The following is a 17,778-nucleotide window of genomic DNA, read 5'->3' on the forward strand; positions in this document are numbered from 1 at the left end:
GAATTGCGTGTCTGCCTGACATACCGCGATCTCTGATTTTACGACTGCTTCGCAGCCGAACGCAGGCTTCGCCAGCTGCTACAAAGAGTGCGTCGCGGCTGAAATTGCTTAACTGACTGGCATTAGGGCTTGCCCGCGCTGGTGGTCTGTCAGTCACTTCCCTGTTGGATGTACCGGCCTCATCGCGAGCAGGCTCGTTCCCACAGGGGATTTTTTTGTGTATTCACTTTTTGCGAACGCCGCAGATCCCTCGTAGGAGCGAGGCTTGCCCGCGAAGGCGGTTTCAAATCCAGCATTGATGTTGGCTGATACACGGCTTTCGCGGGCAAGCCTCGCTCCTACAGGGACAGCGGTGATCCTGTGGGAGCGAGCCTGCTCGCGATGGCGGTCGTGTAGTCAATAAGGAATCCGGCCCATGCCGAGCTACACCTAAACACCAAGAGCAAAAAAAAGGCGACCCAAAGGTCGCCCAAAATTACAACGAGAGTTCTATAAGGTAAGGCTGCCCCGCTCCTCTTCAGTCAACCGCTGCCGCGCCGATTCGTCCAGAGCCCCGGCACCCAACACCTGCACCGGACTGTTCGGGTTGTACCCGGCCTCCGGCGCCCGGCTCGCGCCATCGCGGGTCGGTGCCAATTGTTCGGAGCCGAAACTCAACACCTGCACGGTAAACACCGACGCCTGATTCTGCCGCGACGCGGCCTGTTGCTGACGCGCCACGTCCTCCGCCGCTTGGGTGGCCGACGACGCCGCGGAACTGGCAGAGGTGATCGCCCCGGTGTTCACCGAAGCGGTCATTGGCACACCGGTCGACTTGCCCTGGGTCTGAATGTTCGCCGCGTTCACCACCGTCAATGCCGCGATGTTGACGTTGCCCGACACCCGAATCCCCGCCTCGCCAGCATCGATGGTGCCCAGCGGTGCGATCAGGTCGATATCGCCGGGCGCCACTTCCGGAATCGGATTGAGCGTGGCGATACCGGCTCCGGTGCTCGGCACCGATGGCGACAGGGTCACGTTGCCCCAGGTGTCGTACAGACGTTTGGGCGGCGTGTAGACAACGGTGGTTTTCGAACCGCGACCGGCGTTGATGTCGCCTTCGGCGGACCAGCCCATGATTGAGCCACCGAAGGTGGTCATGATCCTGCTCTGGCCCAACAGGATGCTGTTCTTGGCGTAGAGCTGGATATCGCCTTCACCCTGAGTGATCACGCCCGCCGTGGACGGTGGCGCCGTGCCTTCGATGCCGAAAATCTGGCCACCACCGGGGGTCAGCATCTGGATGCCACCACCAAAATCAGTGTGGACACCAGCACCGCCGTACATCGTGATATCGCCCTTGTAAGTGATCGGATTCCCGGCCACGTCCTTCTCGGGGAACAACGCCGCAATCGCCTCGCGACCCCGCACGTAGCTGCCCTGACGCAGGCCGCCCTCTTCGTTGTACTCGCGGCCACCGGCCTTGAGTTCGGCGAAGTACACCTCACGGGCGAACACCCGGCGCTGCTCGGCCGGCAAGGCTGCATAGAAGTTGCGCGCCTGCTCCGGGGTGCCAATGAAGCCATAACGAGCCGCCAGCCAGCTGACCAGTTCGGTTTCGTAGGTTTTGGCGACTTTGCCATCCTGACTGGCGAGCCCAATACCGGTCTGAGCCAGGTTCGCGGACGACAGATAGGGGGTGATGAAGCGATCGTAGTCAGGCCCGCCGGCGCCAACCCCGGCTTGCATCACAATGCTCGCCCCGGCTCTGGAGTCCCCCGGCACCACCCCACCGGTGCTGGTCACACTGACCTTGTCTTCCATCAGCAGATTTCGCCCGGCGCTGAGCTCCAGCGTGCCGGGACCGGCGACGTTGAAGTTGCTGTAGAGGATGTCGCGTCCAGCGGAGGCGATGGAGATGTCATTCGGGTTGTTGTGGATGAACAGGTTGCCTGCGTGGGTATAAGCCCCCACGTTCGAATCGCCACCCTGACCACCACTAAACCCGGTACCGCTGCTGACGATGTCTCGCCCGGCCATCATCCAGACCGGCCCGCCGCCCTCGTACCAGGTTTGCCCCAGACGAGCATCACCTGGTGTCGTGAAGGTAATCGCCCGACCGCTGCTGACCGCCAGCAAATCACCGTTCACGGCGTAAAAACGCGCCGGGTTGGCATTAGCGCCCCTTTCACCGGCCGCACTGTCTGCACCAAAGGCGAACAGTGGGTAGCGATCAGAGTTGGCGCTATAACGATTGCCGGTTTCGGAAAGATTGCTGCTGACGATGGCTGGGGTGATTCCTGTGGTGACGGTTGCGACAAATGCCGGTCGTTGCGGGGTGGCCATCGCACTGCCGGATGCACTCGATTGAGTGACGGTCAGATCACCGCCGTAGATGGAGTCACCGGCCAGAAACTGCAATTCCCCGCTCGTCGACGGTGCGAGTACCAATGCAGGACGGAGGTTGCTCACACCAGCACCGGTCCCCAGCTTGCTGGCTTCGCCATAGTAAAGACTGCCGCTGGCCGCAACGGCACGAAGAATGGAGGGGTAAACCACCGCAAGGTCCGTCTCCATACCTTGGGTGTAAGGCGTGAGGTTACCGCCCGCCGAGAACAGATCGATGGCGGTGCGCTCGGTCCACAACGTGAACCAGCTAAGCCCCAGCCCCCGGACGCCAGCGCCAGAGGTAAACGCCGAACCGCTCATCAACGGTGCACGCCCCGGATCCGCGACATCCTGCACCACCAGATCACCCAGCGTCGACAGCCCAAACGTGGCATCGCCGGGCATCAATGTCAGTCCGCCGGCTGCTTTACCACGGGTCGCTCGGAACACGTCATAGGCACGGGTTTCACCAGGAGACTGGTCGTTCAACACACTGCCGTAATGAAGGTTGAGGCTGCCCATAGACGCACTGTCGAGTTGAGCATGACCGCGCAGATCGACCACTGCGCCATTGAGATGCCCGTCAACGATGGTGCTGGCCGGATTGATTGCGCCGCTGACGCGCAGATCAAGATCGCCACCGCCGGTCAGTTGCACGTTGCCATCGGCGCCCACACGCCCGGTGCTGCCCACTGCCAGTACCAGACCTTGGCTACGTGGGTTGATATTGGAATTGAACGTGCTGCCCGCCAGGGTATTCAACACCCCGGCATCGCCCCCCACCTGAACATTCAGGTCGCCACCGCCCAGGGTACCGTAACCGGTGAAGCCAACCATCAGATCGGCCTTGCCAGTCACTGCGCTGGCGGTGTAACTGCCGAAGTTGATCCACCAGGCGGTCGGTTGTGCCTGGGTGCCGGTGGCGACTGAACCACTGCCCTGGCGCCATAACCAATTGCCGACATTGACCGTGTCATAACCCAGATCACCTGTGTTGGGGCGCCCAAAACCAGAGGGCACCACATCCATACTGTTGCCAGTCAGGTTGCCGCCGACCTTCAGTGTCAGGTTGCCGCCAAGCTCAGGGTACCAGGCGCGGTAGAGGCTGCTGGTGCCGCCATCCACCAGTTTTTCATTCTCGCCGAACGCGTCATTGAGCACCGTGTCATTGCCCCCCCGCGCCTTGGGCTGGTTATAAGGGTCATTGGCGTCGGTGGCGCTCGCCGATGTACCCGCGGTATAGACGCCGTACAGCGAATCCATTTTCAAATCACCTGCCGACAGCAGCTCAAGGTCCGCTGCACCGGTGCGAATCACGCTCCAGCGCTGGCTGCCGGGCTTGTACTCAGACTGACCGCTGGCCTGACAGAACGTCGGATTGTCGGTGCATAGCTCGGGATAGCCAATGGCGTCAAAGTCAATCGGCTGGCCCGCCAGACTGGTATCGCCAACCCAGTTGATTGATCCGTCTTCGGTCCAGACAAAGCCGCTGCTGGCCTTACAGAACGTCGGGTTATCGGAACAAAGTCCCGGATAACCAAGCGCATCTTCATCGATCGGTTGCCCCACCAGACTGGTATCGCCGGCCCAGTTGATCGACCCCTCTTCGGTCCACACCATCCCCCCAGCCTTGGCCTTGCCAAACATGCCGTAGTGACTGTCGGCCAGGTGCAAGTCCCCGCTGACCGGCAGCGGCTGCACGATGCGGCTATCCGCTGCATCGGTATCAGCACCGGCCACCAGACGCAGCGACCAGGATTGCGAACCTTCGGCCAGCATCGGCGCGATGGCCCAGTTGCGCCCCTGTCGCCCGGCGACTTCCGGACGCAACTGCACCGAATCCACCCCGGTGGGCAGTTTCACATCGGTGCCGGACGGAATCAGTGAGCCACGGGTCAGTGCCAGATTGCCGATAAGTCTCAACACATTGGTCTGAGCATTTATCGCCCCCGCGACGCTCGGCAACGGTACCCCCTTGGGCCAGGTAAAGTTTTGCAAGGACGCAGTGCTGGTCAACAGACTCCCGGCGCCCAGTTGAGAATCGATGGCCAGGGTCACGTTTTGCTGCAACAAGGTACCGGCGGCGAACAACAGGTTGCCCACGTTATCGCGCACGTCGGCCGCCAGAATCGTGCCCGCCGGCAATACCAGCGGCTGAGCGAGTGTCACGGCCATCGGTAAACGAGTGCCGGCGACTACCGTCACGCCTTTGAGCGGTACGTCGTAGTTCAAAATCGTCCCGGCCGGAAACGTGGTGCCATCGGCCAGGGTAACGCCCGCGCCCGGCACGACGATATCGCCACCGGTAAAATCGATCCCCGGCAACAGCACCCAGCCCTTGTCGTCCTGGGTATCCGGCGGCGGTGCAAAGCCATCGTTGATGCTGCCGTAGATACTTAGGTCACCACCAGCGCGCAGTGTCAGGCTGCCAGATTCACCGGAGCCGTAAACGGAGGTCAATTGCGTGTGCGGATTGACGCTGGCATAGCGATAACCCGACAGGTCCAGATCACCCTGCACCACCAGATCGCCATCGGCGGTGGCACTGACAATTTCGACACCGGGTCGCAGATGGAAGACGTCGGCATAACGGGCGCTATTCAGCCCCGCCAGTTTGCGCTGCATCAAGTCGTTGTTGGCCAGCGCGGCGTTGATGAACTGGATGCTCTGTTGATGTTTGCCGTCCAGATAAGCCTGATCGATCACTTGATACGGTCGGCCACTGGCCGCCGGGTCAGTTCCTGGCGGCGCATCGTCGTATTGCCAGGTGGCGTTCAGCGCGATGGAGCGCGCCCCCTGAATATCCAGATTGCCGCTGGCATCAATGGCGATGTCCCCGTAGACCGGATCGGGAGCATTGAGTCCCATGCGCCGGGCATTAAGTTCCAGGGTGCCGCGAGCACGGCCATCGTTCTGGCCCGGGAGACTGCCGACCGCGACATCAGTGCCGTGACGCAGATCGATGCGCGCACCGCTGGCCAGAGTCAATACGCCCTCGCGGGAGGTCAGGTCGACTATGGCGCGGTTCGGCGAGTCGATGATCTTGCCGTAGCTGTCCACCCGCAGACGGCGGCTGTGAGCATCGAGCACTGCGCCGTTGCCCAGGGTCAGGTTGTTTTTCGCCGACAGGCGAATGCTGCCGACCCGCTCGCCACTGGCGTCCACCGTGCCATTGACCCACAGGCTGCCGTTATCCAGCGACACAGTGATGTTAGAGGCTTTGAGGTCGTTACCGATTGCCAGGTCGCCCTGCTTGAGCTGGAAACTGCGCGAGCCAAACACTTCACCCTGATTCAAACGCTGGTTGAGCGCGGCGAATTGTTCACTCAAATGACCAGTGCCACCCAAGCGCTGAGCCTGGATTTCGACCTCACCGGCCTGATACGGCATGTAGGTGCCACCGGCGTCGTAGTCACCACTGCTGCGGCCCAAAATGCTGCCTTGCAGGTCGACCATTCCAGCCGCCGAGCCCAATGCCACGGCACTGAGTTGCCCGGCGCGGTTATTGCGTGCCGACAGATCGATCCGCGAGCCGACGCTCTGAAGTATGTTGCCGTTTCGACTCTGCAAAATGACTTCACCGCCGCCGCTGTACTTGGTCACGTCATTGAAGACAATGGCACGTCCGGCCACATCGATCAGCGCGGCGTCAGTCAGGGTCAAGTCGTTGGTAGCGTTGAGGGTCAGCTTGCCGCTGGGCAATACCACCACACTCGCCAGATTGATGCGGCTGGCGCTCAATGACAGTTCAGCACCGAGACCGACAGCGTTCGCTGCGGCGTTGGCCTTGCCGCTGACGTCAATGGCGCCGCCGGCAGTGATGCGATTGACCGAACCGCCTTCACCGGTCATCAACGGTGTGAGGATGTTCAGGTTGCCGCTGCTGTAACTGAAACCCTTTTGCGCGTCGAAGGCGCCTTGGGACTGGTACACCGCGAGGCTGCCTTTGTGATTGGCGGTAATGCGCTCGCTGGCCGTCAGATTGACGTTGGCAAAGCCCAGCGCCAGACGATCAAGGCTATCGACAGAATTGGGCTGGGCAAAGTCGCCATAACCGAACTCGATGCGCTCGGCCTGAATATCCAGGCGTCCGCTGCCGGTACCGGCACCGCCGGCGATCACTGTGCCGGGGGCGCCTTGGGCGCCGTTCCAGATCAGGTTGGAGGTGCGAATCGTCGCCACGTCGTTCGCGCCACCAGCGCCATACATCGCGGGGGCGGTGAGCATCAGGTTGCTCAGCCGCGAGCGACCGGTCTGGGCATCGTAGGTGTCGAGGCTGGCGCTGCCATAGAAATTCAGCGCTTCGCGGGCCGATAACTCCAGGGTTTCCAGTGCCGGAGCGCCGTACTCGGTATCACCCTGTAATAAGCGTTCAAGCACTGGCTGGCTCAAACTCAAACCGGTGGGCAATACGTTGCGCGCCGCCGCATCGTTCAGTGCCTGGCTGCTGCCGACATTGATGTTACCCACGGCCAGGGTCAGGTGGCGGGTGCCATAGCGCACCTGATCGCCCAGCTCCAGGGTCGTGCCCGTCGCCGCGACGATGCTGCCTTCGGAATAAAGCCGTGTCTGCCCAGCGCAGATGCTGTCGCAACCGCCCACGCTGATCGAACCACTGAGGGTATTGGGCGCTAACTGCACGTTGAGCAGGCCATTGGAGGCCGCGAGCAGGTTGGTCGCCTGATAAACGAAGCCGTCCCGGGCATCAAACGATGCAGCGCCTCGGCCAATGGTATTGATCATCGCCCCCTGCTCCACCACCAGATTGCCGTTGCCGGTCACCAGGAAGACTTCCGGGGCAGAGAGGGTTGCACCCTGGCGCAGGGTAATGTTCGAACTGGCACCGACACCGGTGAAATTGATGTAGTTACCGCCCTGGCCATAGAGCACGTAAGGCAGTCGGCCAACCATCAACCGCGTCGCCTGCAAGGCATTCAGGCTGTCGGCGTTCAGCGAGATGCCGGAGAAGGTCGGGGTAGCCGGTTGATCCGCGCCGACGATTTCCAGGTCAACGTTGGGGATGGCCGACAATGCCACGACAGTGCCGCCATACCCACCCGGTGCGGCGTCGAATTTACCGGTGCCGTTGAATGAAAACGCCTCTTCTTTGGCACCCTTGAGCATCGCCAGCTTGAGCGTTTTCGCATCCACCGGCAGCATCGCTCGCGGGATACCCAAGCGTGCGGCATCAGCGACCGCAAACTGAGCGTAACTGGTTTCGTTGTATTGCGAATAACGACGTAACACATCACCGGAGGTCAGGATCAATTGGCTGGCGATGCTGTCGCGCAGCCCGGTATTGGCCACCGAAAGCGTACCGGCGGTGGTCCACGAACCATTGCGCATTCGTTGCGCGCCAGCCACGCTGCCCAATCCCGCCAAGCCGTTGACCTCGACCCGGAACGCCCCCGGCAACAAGGCATAGGTGGAAGGCATCAACGTGTAGGTGCCTGCTGCCAGCCCTGGCACTCCCGCAGCAATCGTGACTTGTCGCCCGATCACCGGGTCGACCGCACCGCCTTCGGCGGCCACTGGTGCGTAAGCACTCTGATTGCCCGGCACGATGGCGTACACCGGGTTAGTGGCAAGGCCCGGTAAGGTAAAGCCACCGTTGGCGCCGATTTGCACCAACGGGTTGTAGCGGGCGTCGGTCGAACCGCCACGGCCGGAGATAAACCCGGCCCCCAACAAATCACCGCCACCGGAGAGGTCCAGTACGGAGCCTTCCTGTGCCGTGATCGACTGACCGCCCAATATCACTCCGACCGTCAGATTACCGTTCTCATTGAGCACGGATCCTTGGCCGACCAGGACCACATTCTTGCCCGAATAACTGTAGGTCTCGCCATCGACAGTACCGCCATAGGGCAACATCAAACCTTGGCCGCTGACGGACGTCAGGCTGCCGGGGAGCAATTGGACCTTGGCCGTGCGACCCGGCCCGTCGGTGGTGCCGATTTCAAGAAGTCCCAACGGTGCCCGCACGACACCACCTTGTTCGATCCTGCCTGCGCCGAGTTGCAATCGACCGAACGCCGAATACGGTACATCGGGTGTCACGCTGGCTGCGCGACCGATGACCAGTGTTCGCGTCGGATCGTATAGCGCCCCCGCATCGTGGCCCCAGCCATAACCCGCCAGTACCCGCGCGCCGACCCCGGTGGCCGGGTATAACTGGGCAGCGCGCAAGGTCATATCGCCTGGGGTGATCAATTGCGTGGTAATGCCGTCCGGCATTCCCTGTCCACCAATGCCCGCGAGAAAGCGCAGATCGCCTCGGCTGTTCAGCTCGATCTGATCGAAGCCCTCGCGCTCGACGGTGACGATGGACTCGTCGGCGCGCGTGAGCGTGCCTTTGCTGCTAAAGCGTACGCTGCCTTGAACATCCAGCAGATCGGCATTGACCGCGAACAGCGCCTGGTTGTTCGCCGTGGACACAGTGGCGTCGAGCACCGGTCGGACGTAAACAGTCTTGTTTGGGTCATCCGGGGTAAGTATCCCCGCCAACAGCACATGTGGCGCGTTCAGCTCAACCCGGCTATTGGCCGCCGCGTCTTTGGCCAGGCCAATGTCTCGGGAATACAGGCTCAGGCTCTGGCCGGTGGTCAGCGACACATCGCCAGCCACACTCAACAAGCCATTACTGAGCAGCGCCACGTTGTCGAAACCGCCGGCCTGGATTTGATCGACACCCAGTTGACCGCGACCGTAGACCAGCGACCCGGCGGCCTCGTCAGGCGAACCTTCCACCATGCCGGGCACATGCGTCTGGCTGAGGATCAGCTCACGAACCTGTAGCACCCGATCAGTGACGGTGTTTTTCAGGTAATAAGGCGTCTCCAGCGCGACCGACAAACTGCCACCCGCCGCCCCCGCGCCGCCCGCTTTGGCGTTGAAGCGACCGTCCAGGTACAAGCCATTATTGGAGCCCAGAGAAATGTGGCCGCCATTACTCGACACCCAGGTTTTGCCTTGGCCGGGGATGTCCAGCAGCGCCTGGGTGCCCGAGGCCTCCAGGCGCGAACCTTCGCGCAATACCACAAACAGGTCGGACGCCGTCGCCATCCCGGTTTTGCTGTCGATCTGGCCACCGATCACGATCTGGCCGCCGTTGCGCACCTGTCCATAGGTCCTGCCACGGGCATCGATCGCCGTCGCCGCGCGGGCCGCGACATCGATCAACGCCTGTTCACCGAGCCAGATGGAACGGCCATGACCGATGGCGTTTACCGCGTCGGCCGCCTGCCCGGTGACATTCAGCCCGACCAACGTGACCTGCCCGCCCCAGGCATTCAACGTGCCGTTGGCGGTCAGTTGGCCGATGCTGAGCAGGTTGATTGACTGGCCAGGGTCAACGCTGATCACCGAGCCTTGACCAAGGGTCAACGCGGTAGTGGCCATGTCGGCAGGAGCGGATTGTGCGGTGCCGGCATTCAAGCTCAGGCTGGCGCCTTTACGCTGGGTCAGCACGCCTTTGAGCGGATTTTCCTGATACAGGGTCGGCAGCCAACGCTCCAGCGCCGTCGCCGGTTCCGCGCCAGTGGCCGTGTGCGCGGCATCTTCGCCAAAGCGATAAGCCGGTGCGATCACGTCTACCTGAGCGCCATCAGCGACGATCAAACCTTCATTGCCGGTGATGTCGTAGGCTAAAAAGCCTTTGTTGAAAAAGTCTGCGGCCAACTGCAGCGTGCCGCTCGCGGGGGTAGCGTCCGTCTCGCCGATCTGCACCTTATGGGATTGGATTTTCAAGGTGCCGCCACCGGTCACGCCTTCGCCGCGCAATTCAGCCCCCAGGGTCAACGAAGCCGAACCTGACGGGCTGCTGTCACCCGCCGCCAGGGTCAGATCACCGCCCTTGCCGCCGCGGGTCTTGCCGTCTGCCATGACCGCGCCGCCAGAAGACACATCGATCAGGCTGCCCGCCTGTAAGTCGATATCACCGCTGCTGCGCAACGACACCGTGCCGCCATTGAGGTACGGCAAACGCGTGCTGTCGCTGGCATCAAGCAGCAAGTTGCTCCACAGACCGGCGGTGTTCAGCCGCACGCCATCGGCCACCGTTACCTGGGCCTTGAAATCACTGGTGGGTGCCAGGATCACATCGCCGACCACGAGATTGCTGTCGACATTGACCTGCTTGAGCACGTTGCCCAGACGAATACTGCCACCGCGAGCGGTGATGTCAGCGTTGGCGCTGACTTGCGGGGCATACAGGGTGATTTCACCGCCGTCAGCCACGGTCAGGGGCGCATCGACTTGCACCTGTTGCCGCGCCGCGACCTTCAGCGCCCCGAGCTGGAAGCCATTGAGTTGATCGCCATCCAGTTGCAGTTTGCCCTGCCGATCACTGGCAACTACAGAGGTCAGGTCAAGCCCGGCGGCGATCTTCTGCTTGACATCGTCAATGAGCACCTGATTCAGGGTCGGGCTCAAGCCACTGTTGAGCGAACCCGCGGAGGTGTCGTAAATCGGTGTGTAGTTGCCGACCAACAATTGCGCCCGTCGAGCCACAGCGGTTTGCGATTGCCGGTATCCGTCGAGACCGGAAATCGGTGCTTGTGTCTGGCGCTCGCCCTTGAACACTTCACCGACGATCTGCCCCTCGAGCACCGCGCTGGTGGTGGCGATCACCAGTTTGCCGGCGTCGCGGCCCACGGTGTAACCGTACTCATACCGTTGCTTCGGCGCGATCAGCGGGCTGTAGTAATAGTTGGTTTGGCCCCAGCGCTCACTATGATCTTCGTAGCCGTTGTAGAGCCCGGAATAGAGAATGTCCCCCGGCGCGCGCGACAACTCATACAAACGGCCATTCGGGCCCTTGAGCCAGGACTGGCGCACGTAACCGCTCTGCACATCCAGCGTGCCACCCGACAAGTTGAGTTGCGCGTTCTGCTGAGTCACCACGTCATTGCCGGTGAACGTCAAGGTGCCGCCTTGGGCCATCCATTCGCCAACGCTGTGATTTTGCGTGCCGAGGTAGCCACCCACTTCCAGTAAACCGCCAGCGGTGTACCAGCGATCAGTGGCGTAGCCGTTGGTGCCGGCGGATACGTGCACCAGTTCACGCAAGTCAACCCAGACGTCACTGTTGCTGAGCTTGCCGCCATCGCGGTTGACCGAGGCGTCGCGCTGCTCGTTGCCCTGGACGTTGATCTTGATGCTGTTGGATTCCATCGCCACCTTGACGCCAATGGCACCGGACACGTCGATCACCGCGCCATCGCGCACCAGGCTACGACGGCCGGCAGTGACCGCGACCTGGCCGCCAGTGGCCAAGGTGATCGAGCCGTTCTGGAAATCTACGCTACCGCCGCTGACGATCTCGACCCGCGACTGATCGGTGCGGTCAGCGACAGCGCTGAGGTTGTTGAAGCGCCCGGTATTCAGCGTGTTTGATAAACCGTCGAGCCCCGCCAGCGCCGCATTGCGCTGGCTGTCCAGGGCCGAACCACTGGCGGCATCGAGCAGGATTGCCGTGGTGCTGCCCTGGCCGAGCGTCACGCTGCCGGTGCTGTCGGTGGCCGAGTTAAGCAGGTGCACGGTGCCACGAATATCGACTGAGGTGCTGGCCACGGCCACGGCGTTTTGCTGCACCTGATGCCCAGTTAGGGTGATGTCGCCGGTGGACGCCTGAATCAGGCCGTTGTTGATCACCGTACCCGCGCTGCTGCCGGTCTTGAGTGCGGTGGCGACTTCATTACCACGGGTGGTAGAGCGTTGGTTGCCGCTGGTGCCGACACCGCGACGAATATAAAAGCTGTCGCCGGCCACCAACGTAGTCTGCCCTTTGGCAGTGACAATGGAACCGGCGTTCTCCACCTCGGTGCCGAGCAGCAAGGTATACCCGCCAGCATCAGTGGACGATGCCGCCTTGTGGGTTTCGATCAAGGCACCGCGCTCCACCAGCACTTTGCCGGCCGCATCGGTGAAGGTCGGCTGACTGCCGGTGGTGTCCACATACAGGCCGCGCTGATTGAACTGTTCGTCAGTGATCGTCGCGGCGGCGGCCACCAGGTTGCGCACGTTGACCTGGCTGGTGCCGCTGAAGACGATGCCGTTGCGGTTGATCAGCATCACCGTGCCGTCGCCCTTGATCTGCCCCTGGATTTGACTCGGGCGCGCACTCGGGTCATTGATGCGGTTCAACACCGCCCAATTCGATTGCTGCTTGAAATCCACGGTGGTGTTGCGCCCGACGTTGAAGGTTTCCCAGTTGAGAATCGCCTTGTCGGCGGTCTGCTGAATCTTCACCGTGGTCTTGCCATCGGCCTGGGTTTGCTCGGGTGCCTGGGCATTCGCCCAGCCCTGGGTCAGGCTGTTGTCGACTTTCAAACCGCCCTCGCCCAAACCATCCGGCAACGTTTGTACCCGACCGAACGCTGCCTGACGCCCCGCCGCTTGCGCGGCTTGCTGCGCGGCAATCGCGGCCACGGTGTTGTTGAGGTTGGTCAGTGAACGCTGCAACTGTTGATTGGCCTTTTGCTGCTGCGCCAGTGGTGGCGGCATGCCTGGCACTGTCGCCCCTGGCCGCGCTGCACCAGCAGACTGTGCCGCGCCCTTGGCGGCAAACCAGCCGGAACTGAATGCGGTCGCCGCGTGGGCATTGCCGGCAACCATCAACAACGCAATGGCCTGGGCCAACGGCTTGAGCCGCAGTATCGACAGCTCGCCATCACGACGCGGGGCACTCGGTTTTGCCAGAGGTTTGCAGCGCAGCATCACTACTCATCCTTTCGATTTGCAGAAGGTCTGCAACGCCGTGCTATCAAGCGGCCAGCGTTGCTTATAGGGGATAGGCGGTTTCGCAAAGGCGCGACCGAACTTCTGTCACGCAATATTCATCTGGCTGTTTTGCACAGGTCACACGCAAAAAATCAGCAACGGCTTGCGCCGTTGCTGATCGGGTATTGCGGGTCGTTGAAGCGAGGGTTACAGCGGACGACCGATGGCGTTGCAGACGTTGGTGTTGCCGATGCTTTGAGCGCTGGTCGCGGTCAGGAAGCTGCTGCGTACTGCAGTTTTCCAGGCTGCTGGCAGCGGCACAAAGCGGTTGGCGGTGATGGCAGCGTCGTTGTTGGTGGCGGCGTTGGCACCGTAGTGACGGGTGAAGAAGTCACGCACTTGCGTGCTCTGGGTACCGTCGGCATAGCACTGACTGAAGATCACGTTGGTGAAACCCAGGATCGGGTAACCGGTGGTTGGGTAAGCCACGACACTTGGATCAGTCGGGCTGGTGGTGGCAGCGAACACTGGGACCCAGGCGTTAGGGTTGGCGCGGTTGGCAGCGGCAGGCACAGCGACGGCCGCGATGGCTGCCGACACGTTGGCAGGTGCTGGCGACACACCGGCAACCTTGGCCACTTTGGTGGCGTCGTCCAGGCCAGCCAGGGTGGTCGCAGCGTAGTCCGGGCTCATGTAGGTGATGCGACCTTGAGCAGCGTTCAAGGCCGTCATCACAGCCTGGCTGCCAACCGCGGACACAGCATTGGCCGGCAGGCCACCGCTGTAGCTGGAAGCGAAGTTGGTGGTGATGGCGAAGGTGCCGGTCTCGGCGCATTTGGCGTTCAGGAAGCGGGTGAACAACTCGGTGGTACCGCTGCTTTCACCACGGTAAACCACGTTGATCGCACCAGTACGGCCGGAACCAGTGATCTGGCTCCAGTCGGTCAGACGGCCGGAGAACACGCCGCACAGTTGGTTGACGCTCAGATCAACATTGGCAGTACCGGTTTTGTTGAACGGAATGGCGACCGAAGTGGCCACCGAAGGCACCTGGATCAACGGACCCCAGGCAGCGCCATGCGCCGACACGTAGTTGCTCAATTCGGTAGCGCTCAGTTTGGAGTCGCTACCGGCCCAGTGCACGTTCTTGCCGGTGGTGCCGGCCACGAACTTGGTGTAGTCGTTGTTCAGGAAGGCAGCCTTGCCGTTGCCGCTGCCGACACCGATGTAGGCGGCGAAGCCAGTGGTCAGTACGCCAGTGGTCTGGTACAGCGGTTGTGGCAAGGTCGCGCCACCACCGTTGATGTCAGCCATTGCAGCCTGTGCCGAGCACAGTGCAGCGAGGGTCAGGGATACCGCGAGAACGTTGCGCTTAAACATGAAGAATCTCCTTTCATCGTGTTCGTACGTTGGGTGAGTTGCTCGTGCATGACGCCATGGCGCTCAAGTCCTGTGCCCGGAACCGCGTGGGTCGAACGGCGTATGGGGTGAGGCCATGGGTCAGAAGTTCGCAGCTTCCAGTGACAGATAAAGGAAAAAACCTCGGGAGCCAGGCGTTGATTTTTCGGCAAATTCTCGGGTGTTCGAGGGGGCTTTTCGCGGTGTTTGGCGCAAGACTTTGGGCGGTTTGGCCGAAGGTCGGCTAGAGGGCTTGATGGGTCGTTGCAGATGACAGAACGACGAACCCGAGGATGGTGGGATTGAGGCTCGGGTGATGTTCAGGAGGGGGAAAAAATTTGAAGAATTTGTCGACTGTGAGGCCGTCTTCGCCGAAATTTCAGCCACTCTGCACCCTTTGTAGCAGCTGCCGAGCCTGCGAGGCTGCGTTCGGCTGCGCAGCAGTCGTAGATTCAGAAATTGCGGTACGTCAGGTAGACCGCGTCAGCCGGACTCACGACTGCTTCGCAGCCGAACGCAGCCTCGCAGGCTCGACAGCTGCTACAGGTCGTGTTGCGGCTTGATGTTTTCACTGCACCAACTGATTGATCTCGATGATCGGCAACAGCACCGCCATGACGATCACCAGCACCACCCCGCCCATGACCACGATCATCAATGGCTCCAGCAACGCGGTCATGCCCATGGCCCGGCGTTCGATGTCGCGGGACAGGGTTTGCGCGGCGCGCTCAAGCATCGGTGGCAGGGAGCCGGTTTTCTCGCCGCTGGCGATCAGGTGGATCAGCACCGGCGGGAAGACTTTCTCGACCCGCAACGCGGCGGCCAGGTTAACGCCCTCGCGAACCTTGGCGGTGGCGTCGCTGACGCTCAGGCTCAAGCGGTCGTTGGACAAAGTCTGGCGCGCCGCTTCCAGTGCACGCAACAGCGGCACCCCGGCGCCACCGAGAATCGCCAAGGTTGAGGCAAAACGCGCGGTGTTCAGCCCCAGCACGAATCGGCCGATCAACGGCAAACGCAGAATTCGACTGTGCCAGCTCAAACGCGCCGCCGGGTTGCGCAAGTACAGGCGCCAACCCCAGAAACCGCCCGCCATCAGACTGAAACACAACCAGCCCCAACCGCGAATGAAGTCACTGGCATTGAGCATCGCCAAGGTCAGCCCCGGCAGATCTTGCCGCGCCTGGGAAAACGCGCTGACTACTTGCGGCACCACGTAACTGAGCAGGAAGATCACGATGGCGATCGACACCAGCCCCACCACACCTGGATAGATAAACGCGGTGAGAATCTTGCCCCGCAGGTTATTGCGCTCTTCGATGTAATCGGCCAGTCGCTCCATCACCTGGGCCAGGTCACCGGACTCCTCGCCCGCCGCGATCAACGCCCGATAGATCTCAGGGAAGTCCCGTGGTCGCGCCCCCAACGCTTCGGCCAGGCGCATGCCGCCACGCACATCGGCGCGCACTGCGCTCAAGGTCTGGGCGATGTGCTTGCGTTCGGCTTGCTCCACCGTCGCGCTCAACGCGGCTTCCAATGGCAGGCTTGCACCCAGCAGACTCGCCAGTTGCCGAGTGGCCCAGGCGAGGTCGTTGTCCGAGAGTTTGGCGCTGAACAGTCCGCTGCCACCGCCCGCCGGCGTGTTGCTCTCGACTTGCACCAACAACGCCGTCAGGCCACGGCTGCGCAATACGCCGAACGCCGCGCTCTGGCTGTCGGCCTCCAGATGGCCGGCCTCGATCTTGCCGTTGGCGTCGGCAGCTTCAAAACGGTAGCGGTTCATCAGGCGTCCCGTGTCACACGAAGTATTTCTTCCGGCGCGGTGGCACCGCTGCGAACCCAACGCTCGCCGTCTTCTCGCATGCTGAACATCCCCGCCGTTCGGGCGGCAGCTCTCAAGGCCTGCTCGCCAGCGCCCTGATGGATTAACGTGCGAATGTCATCGTCGATGCAGAACAATTCGTGAATGCCGGTGCGACCGCTGTAGCCGGTGTGGTTGCACGCGGAACAACCGAGCGGTCGCCAGGTGCCGGGCGCGGCCGGGTCTTCTTGCTTGCAGTGCTGACACAGCCGTCGCACCAGGCGTTGCGCGAGTACCCCGAGCATCGATGACGCCAGCAGAAACGGTTCGACGCCCATGTCGATCAGCCGGTTGACCGCCGACACCGCGTCGTTGGTGTGCAGCGTCGCCAACACCAAGTGTCCGGTGAGTGAGGCTTGCACGGCGATTTGCGCGGTTTCGAGGTCGCGGATTTCGCCGATCATGATGATGTCCGGGTCTTGCCGCAGAATCGCTCGCAGCGCGAGGGCGAAGGTCATGTCGATTTTGGCGTTGACCTGAATCTGGCTGATGCCCGGCAAGTCGTATTCCACTGGATCTTCAACCGTGAGGATGTTGCTGGTACTGGCGTCCAGCCGTGCCAGCGCGGCATAGAGGCTGGTGGTTTTGCCGCTGCCGGTGGGCCCGGTGACTAGCACGATGCCGTGGGGTTGGCGGATCAGGTTGTCGAGTTTGGCCAGCACCTGCGGGTCCATGCCCAGGGTTTCCAGTTGCAGGCGCCCGGCCTGTTTGTCCAGCAGGCGCATCACCACTCGTTCGCCATGACCCGTCGGTACCGTGGAGACGCGGATGTCGATCGGCCGCCCGGCCACGCGCAAGGCAATCCGGCCGTCCTGGGGCAGGCGTTTTTCGGCGATGTCGAGCTGCGCCATGATCTTGATCCGCGACACCAATGCACCATGCAGCGCCTTGCGCGGCGACACCACATCGCGCAGCGTGCCGTCGACCCGATAGCGCACCACCGAATGGCTTTCATAGGGCTCGATGTGAATGTCGCTGGCCTCGTCCCGCGCCGCTTGCGTGAGCAAGGCGTTGATCATGCGGATCACCGGCGCGCCGTCCTGGGTGTCCAGCAGGTCAGTGATTTCCGGGATGTCCTGCATCAGGCGATCGAGATCCACCTCGTTTTCCGCCGCGCCAACCACCGCCGCCGCACTGCCGGTGTCGGCGTAAGCGCTGGCGAGCAAGCCGTCGAGTTCTTCATCGCGCACCCGCTCCAGCCGTGCCGGGCCGAATTGGCGCCGCACTTCACTGATCGACCAGCCCGGCGTCGACGGGCACACCGTCAATACCGCGCCCTCCTCGCCGGTGCGTAGCAGGATGCGTTGGGCCTTTGCCCAGGCGTAGGGCAAAGCGCTCATACCCATAACCCCCTACACAATCCCCCCGTAGGAGCTGCCGAAGGCTGCGATCTTTTGATTTTTGCTTTATTGGAACTGATGAAGATCAAGATC

General features: G+C 62.0%; 4 protein-coding genes. All 4 read right to left on the minus strand.

Translation table 11 applies throughout. The features are described 5' to 3' along the window. Positions 1 to 489: 489 nt before the first annotated feature. The 4 genes from NHU87_RS26190 to gspE all read right to left on the minus strand — a co-directional run bounded on the left by NHU87_RS26190 (position 490) and on the right by gspE (position 17,685). A complete protein-coding gene (locus NHU87_RS26190; RefSeq protein ID WP_253553795.1) occupies positions 490 to 13,086 on the minus strand; it encodes a filamentous haemagglutinin family protein in 12,597 nt (4,198 codons plus the stop codon). Positions 13,087 to 13,296: 210 nt separating this feature from the next. Beyond that, the gene (locus NHU87_RS26195; protein WP_253553798.1) at positions 13,297 to 14,469 is read right to left on the minus strand and encodes a substrate-binding domain-containing protein; all 1,173 of its coding nucleotides are present in this window, start codon (positions 14,467 to 14,469) and stop codon (positions 13,297 to 13,299) included. 586 nt (positions 14,470 to 15,055) lie between these two features. Beyond that, entirely contained in the window at positions 15,056 to 16,267 is a 1,212-nt protein-coding gene (gene gspF, locus NHU87_RS26200; RefSeq protein WP_253553800.1) for a type II secretion system inner membrane protein GspF, read from the minus strand. Next, on the minus strand, positions 16,267 to 17,685 hold the full coding sequence (gene gspE / locus NHU87_RS26205; protein ID WP_253553820.1) for a type II secretion system ATPase GspE: 1,419 nt from the start codon (positions 17,683 to 17,685) through the stop codon (positions 16,267 to 16,269). Before gspE ends, gspF begins: the two co-directional genes overlap by 1 nt. Positions 17,686 to 17,778: the final 93 nt, after the last annotated feature.

The organism is Pseudomonas mandelii, assembly GCF_024138395.1.
Taxonomy (GTDB): domain Bacteria; phylum Pseudomonadota; class Gammaproteobacteria; order Pseudomonadales; family Pseudomonadaceae; genus Aquipseudomonas; species Aquipseudomonas mandelii_E.

Bases quoted from the DNA above. Each gene is read 5' to 3' on its own strand.
- NHU87_RS26190 (WP_253553795.1), bottom strand. From the start codon at position 13,086: ATGCTGCGCTGCAAACCTCTGGCAAAACCGAGTGCCCCGCGTCGTGAT.
- NHU87_RS26195 (WP_253553798.1), bottom strand. From the start codon at position 14,469: ATGTTTAAGCGCAACGTTCTCGCGGTATCCCTGACCCTCGCTGCACTG.
- gspF (WP_253553800.1), bottom strand. From the start codon at position 16,267: ATGAACCGCTACCGTTTTGAAGCTGCCGACGCCAACGGCAAGATCGAG.
- gspE (WP_253553820.1), bottom strand. From the start codon at position 17,685: ATGAGCGCTTTGCCCTACGCCTGGGCAAAGGCCCAACGCATCCTGCTA.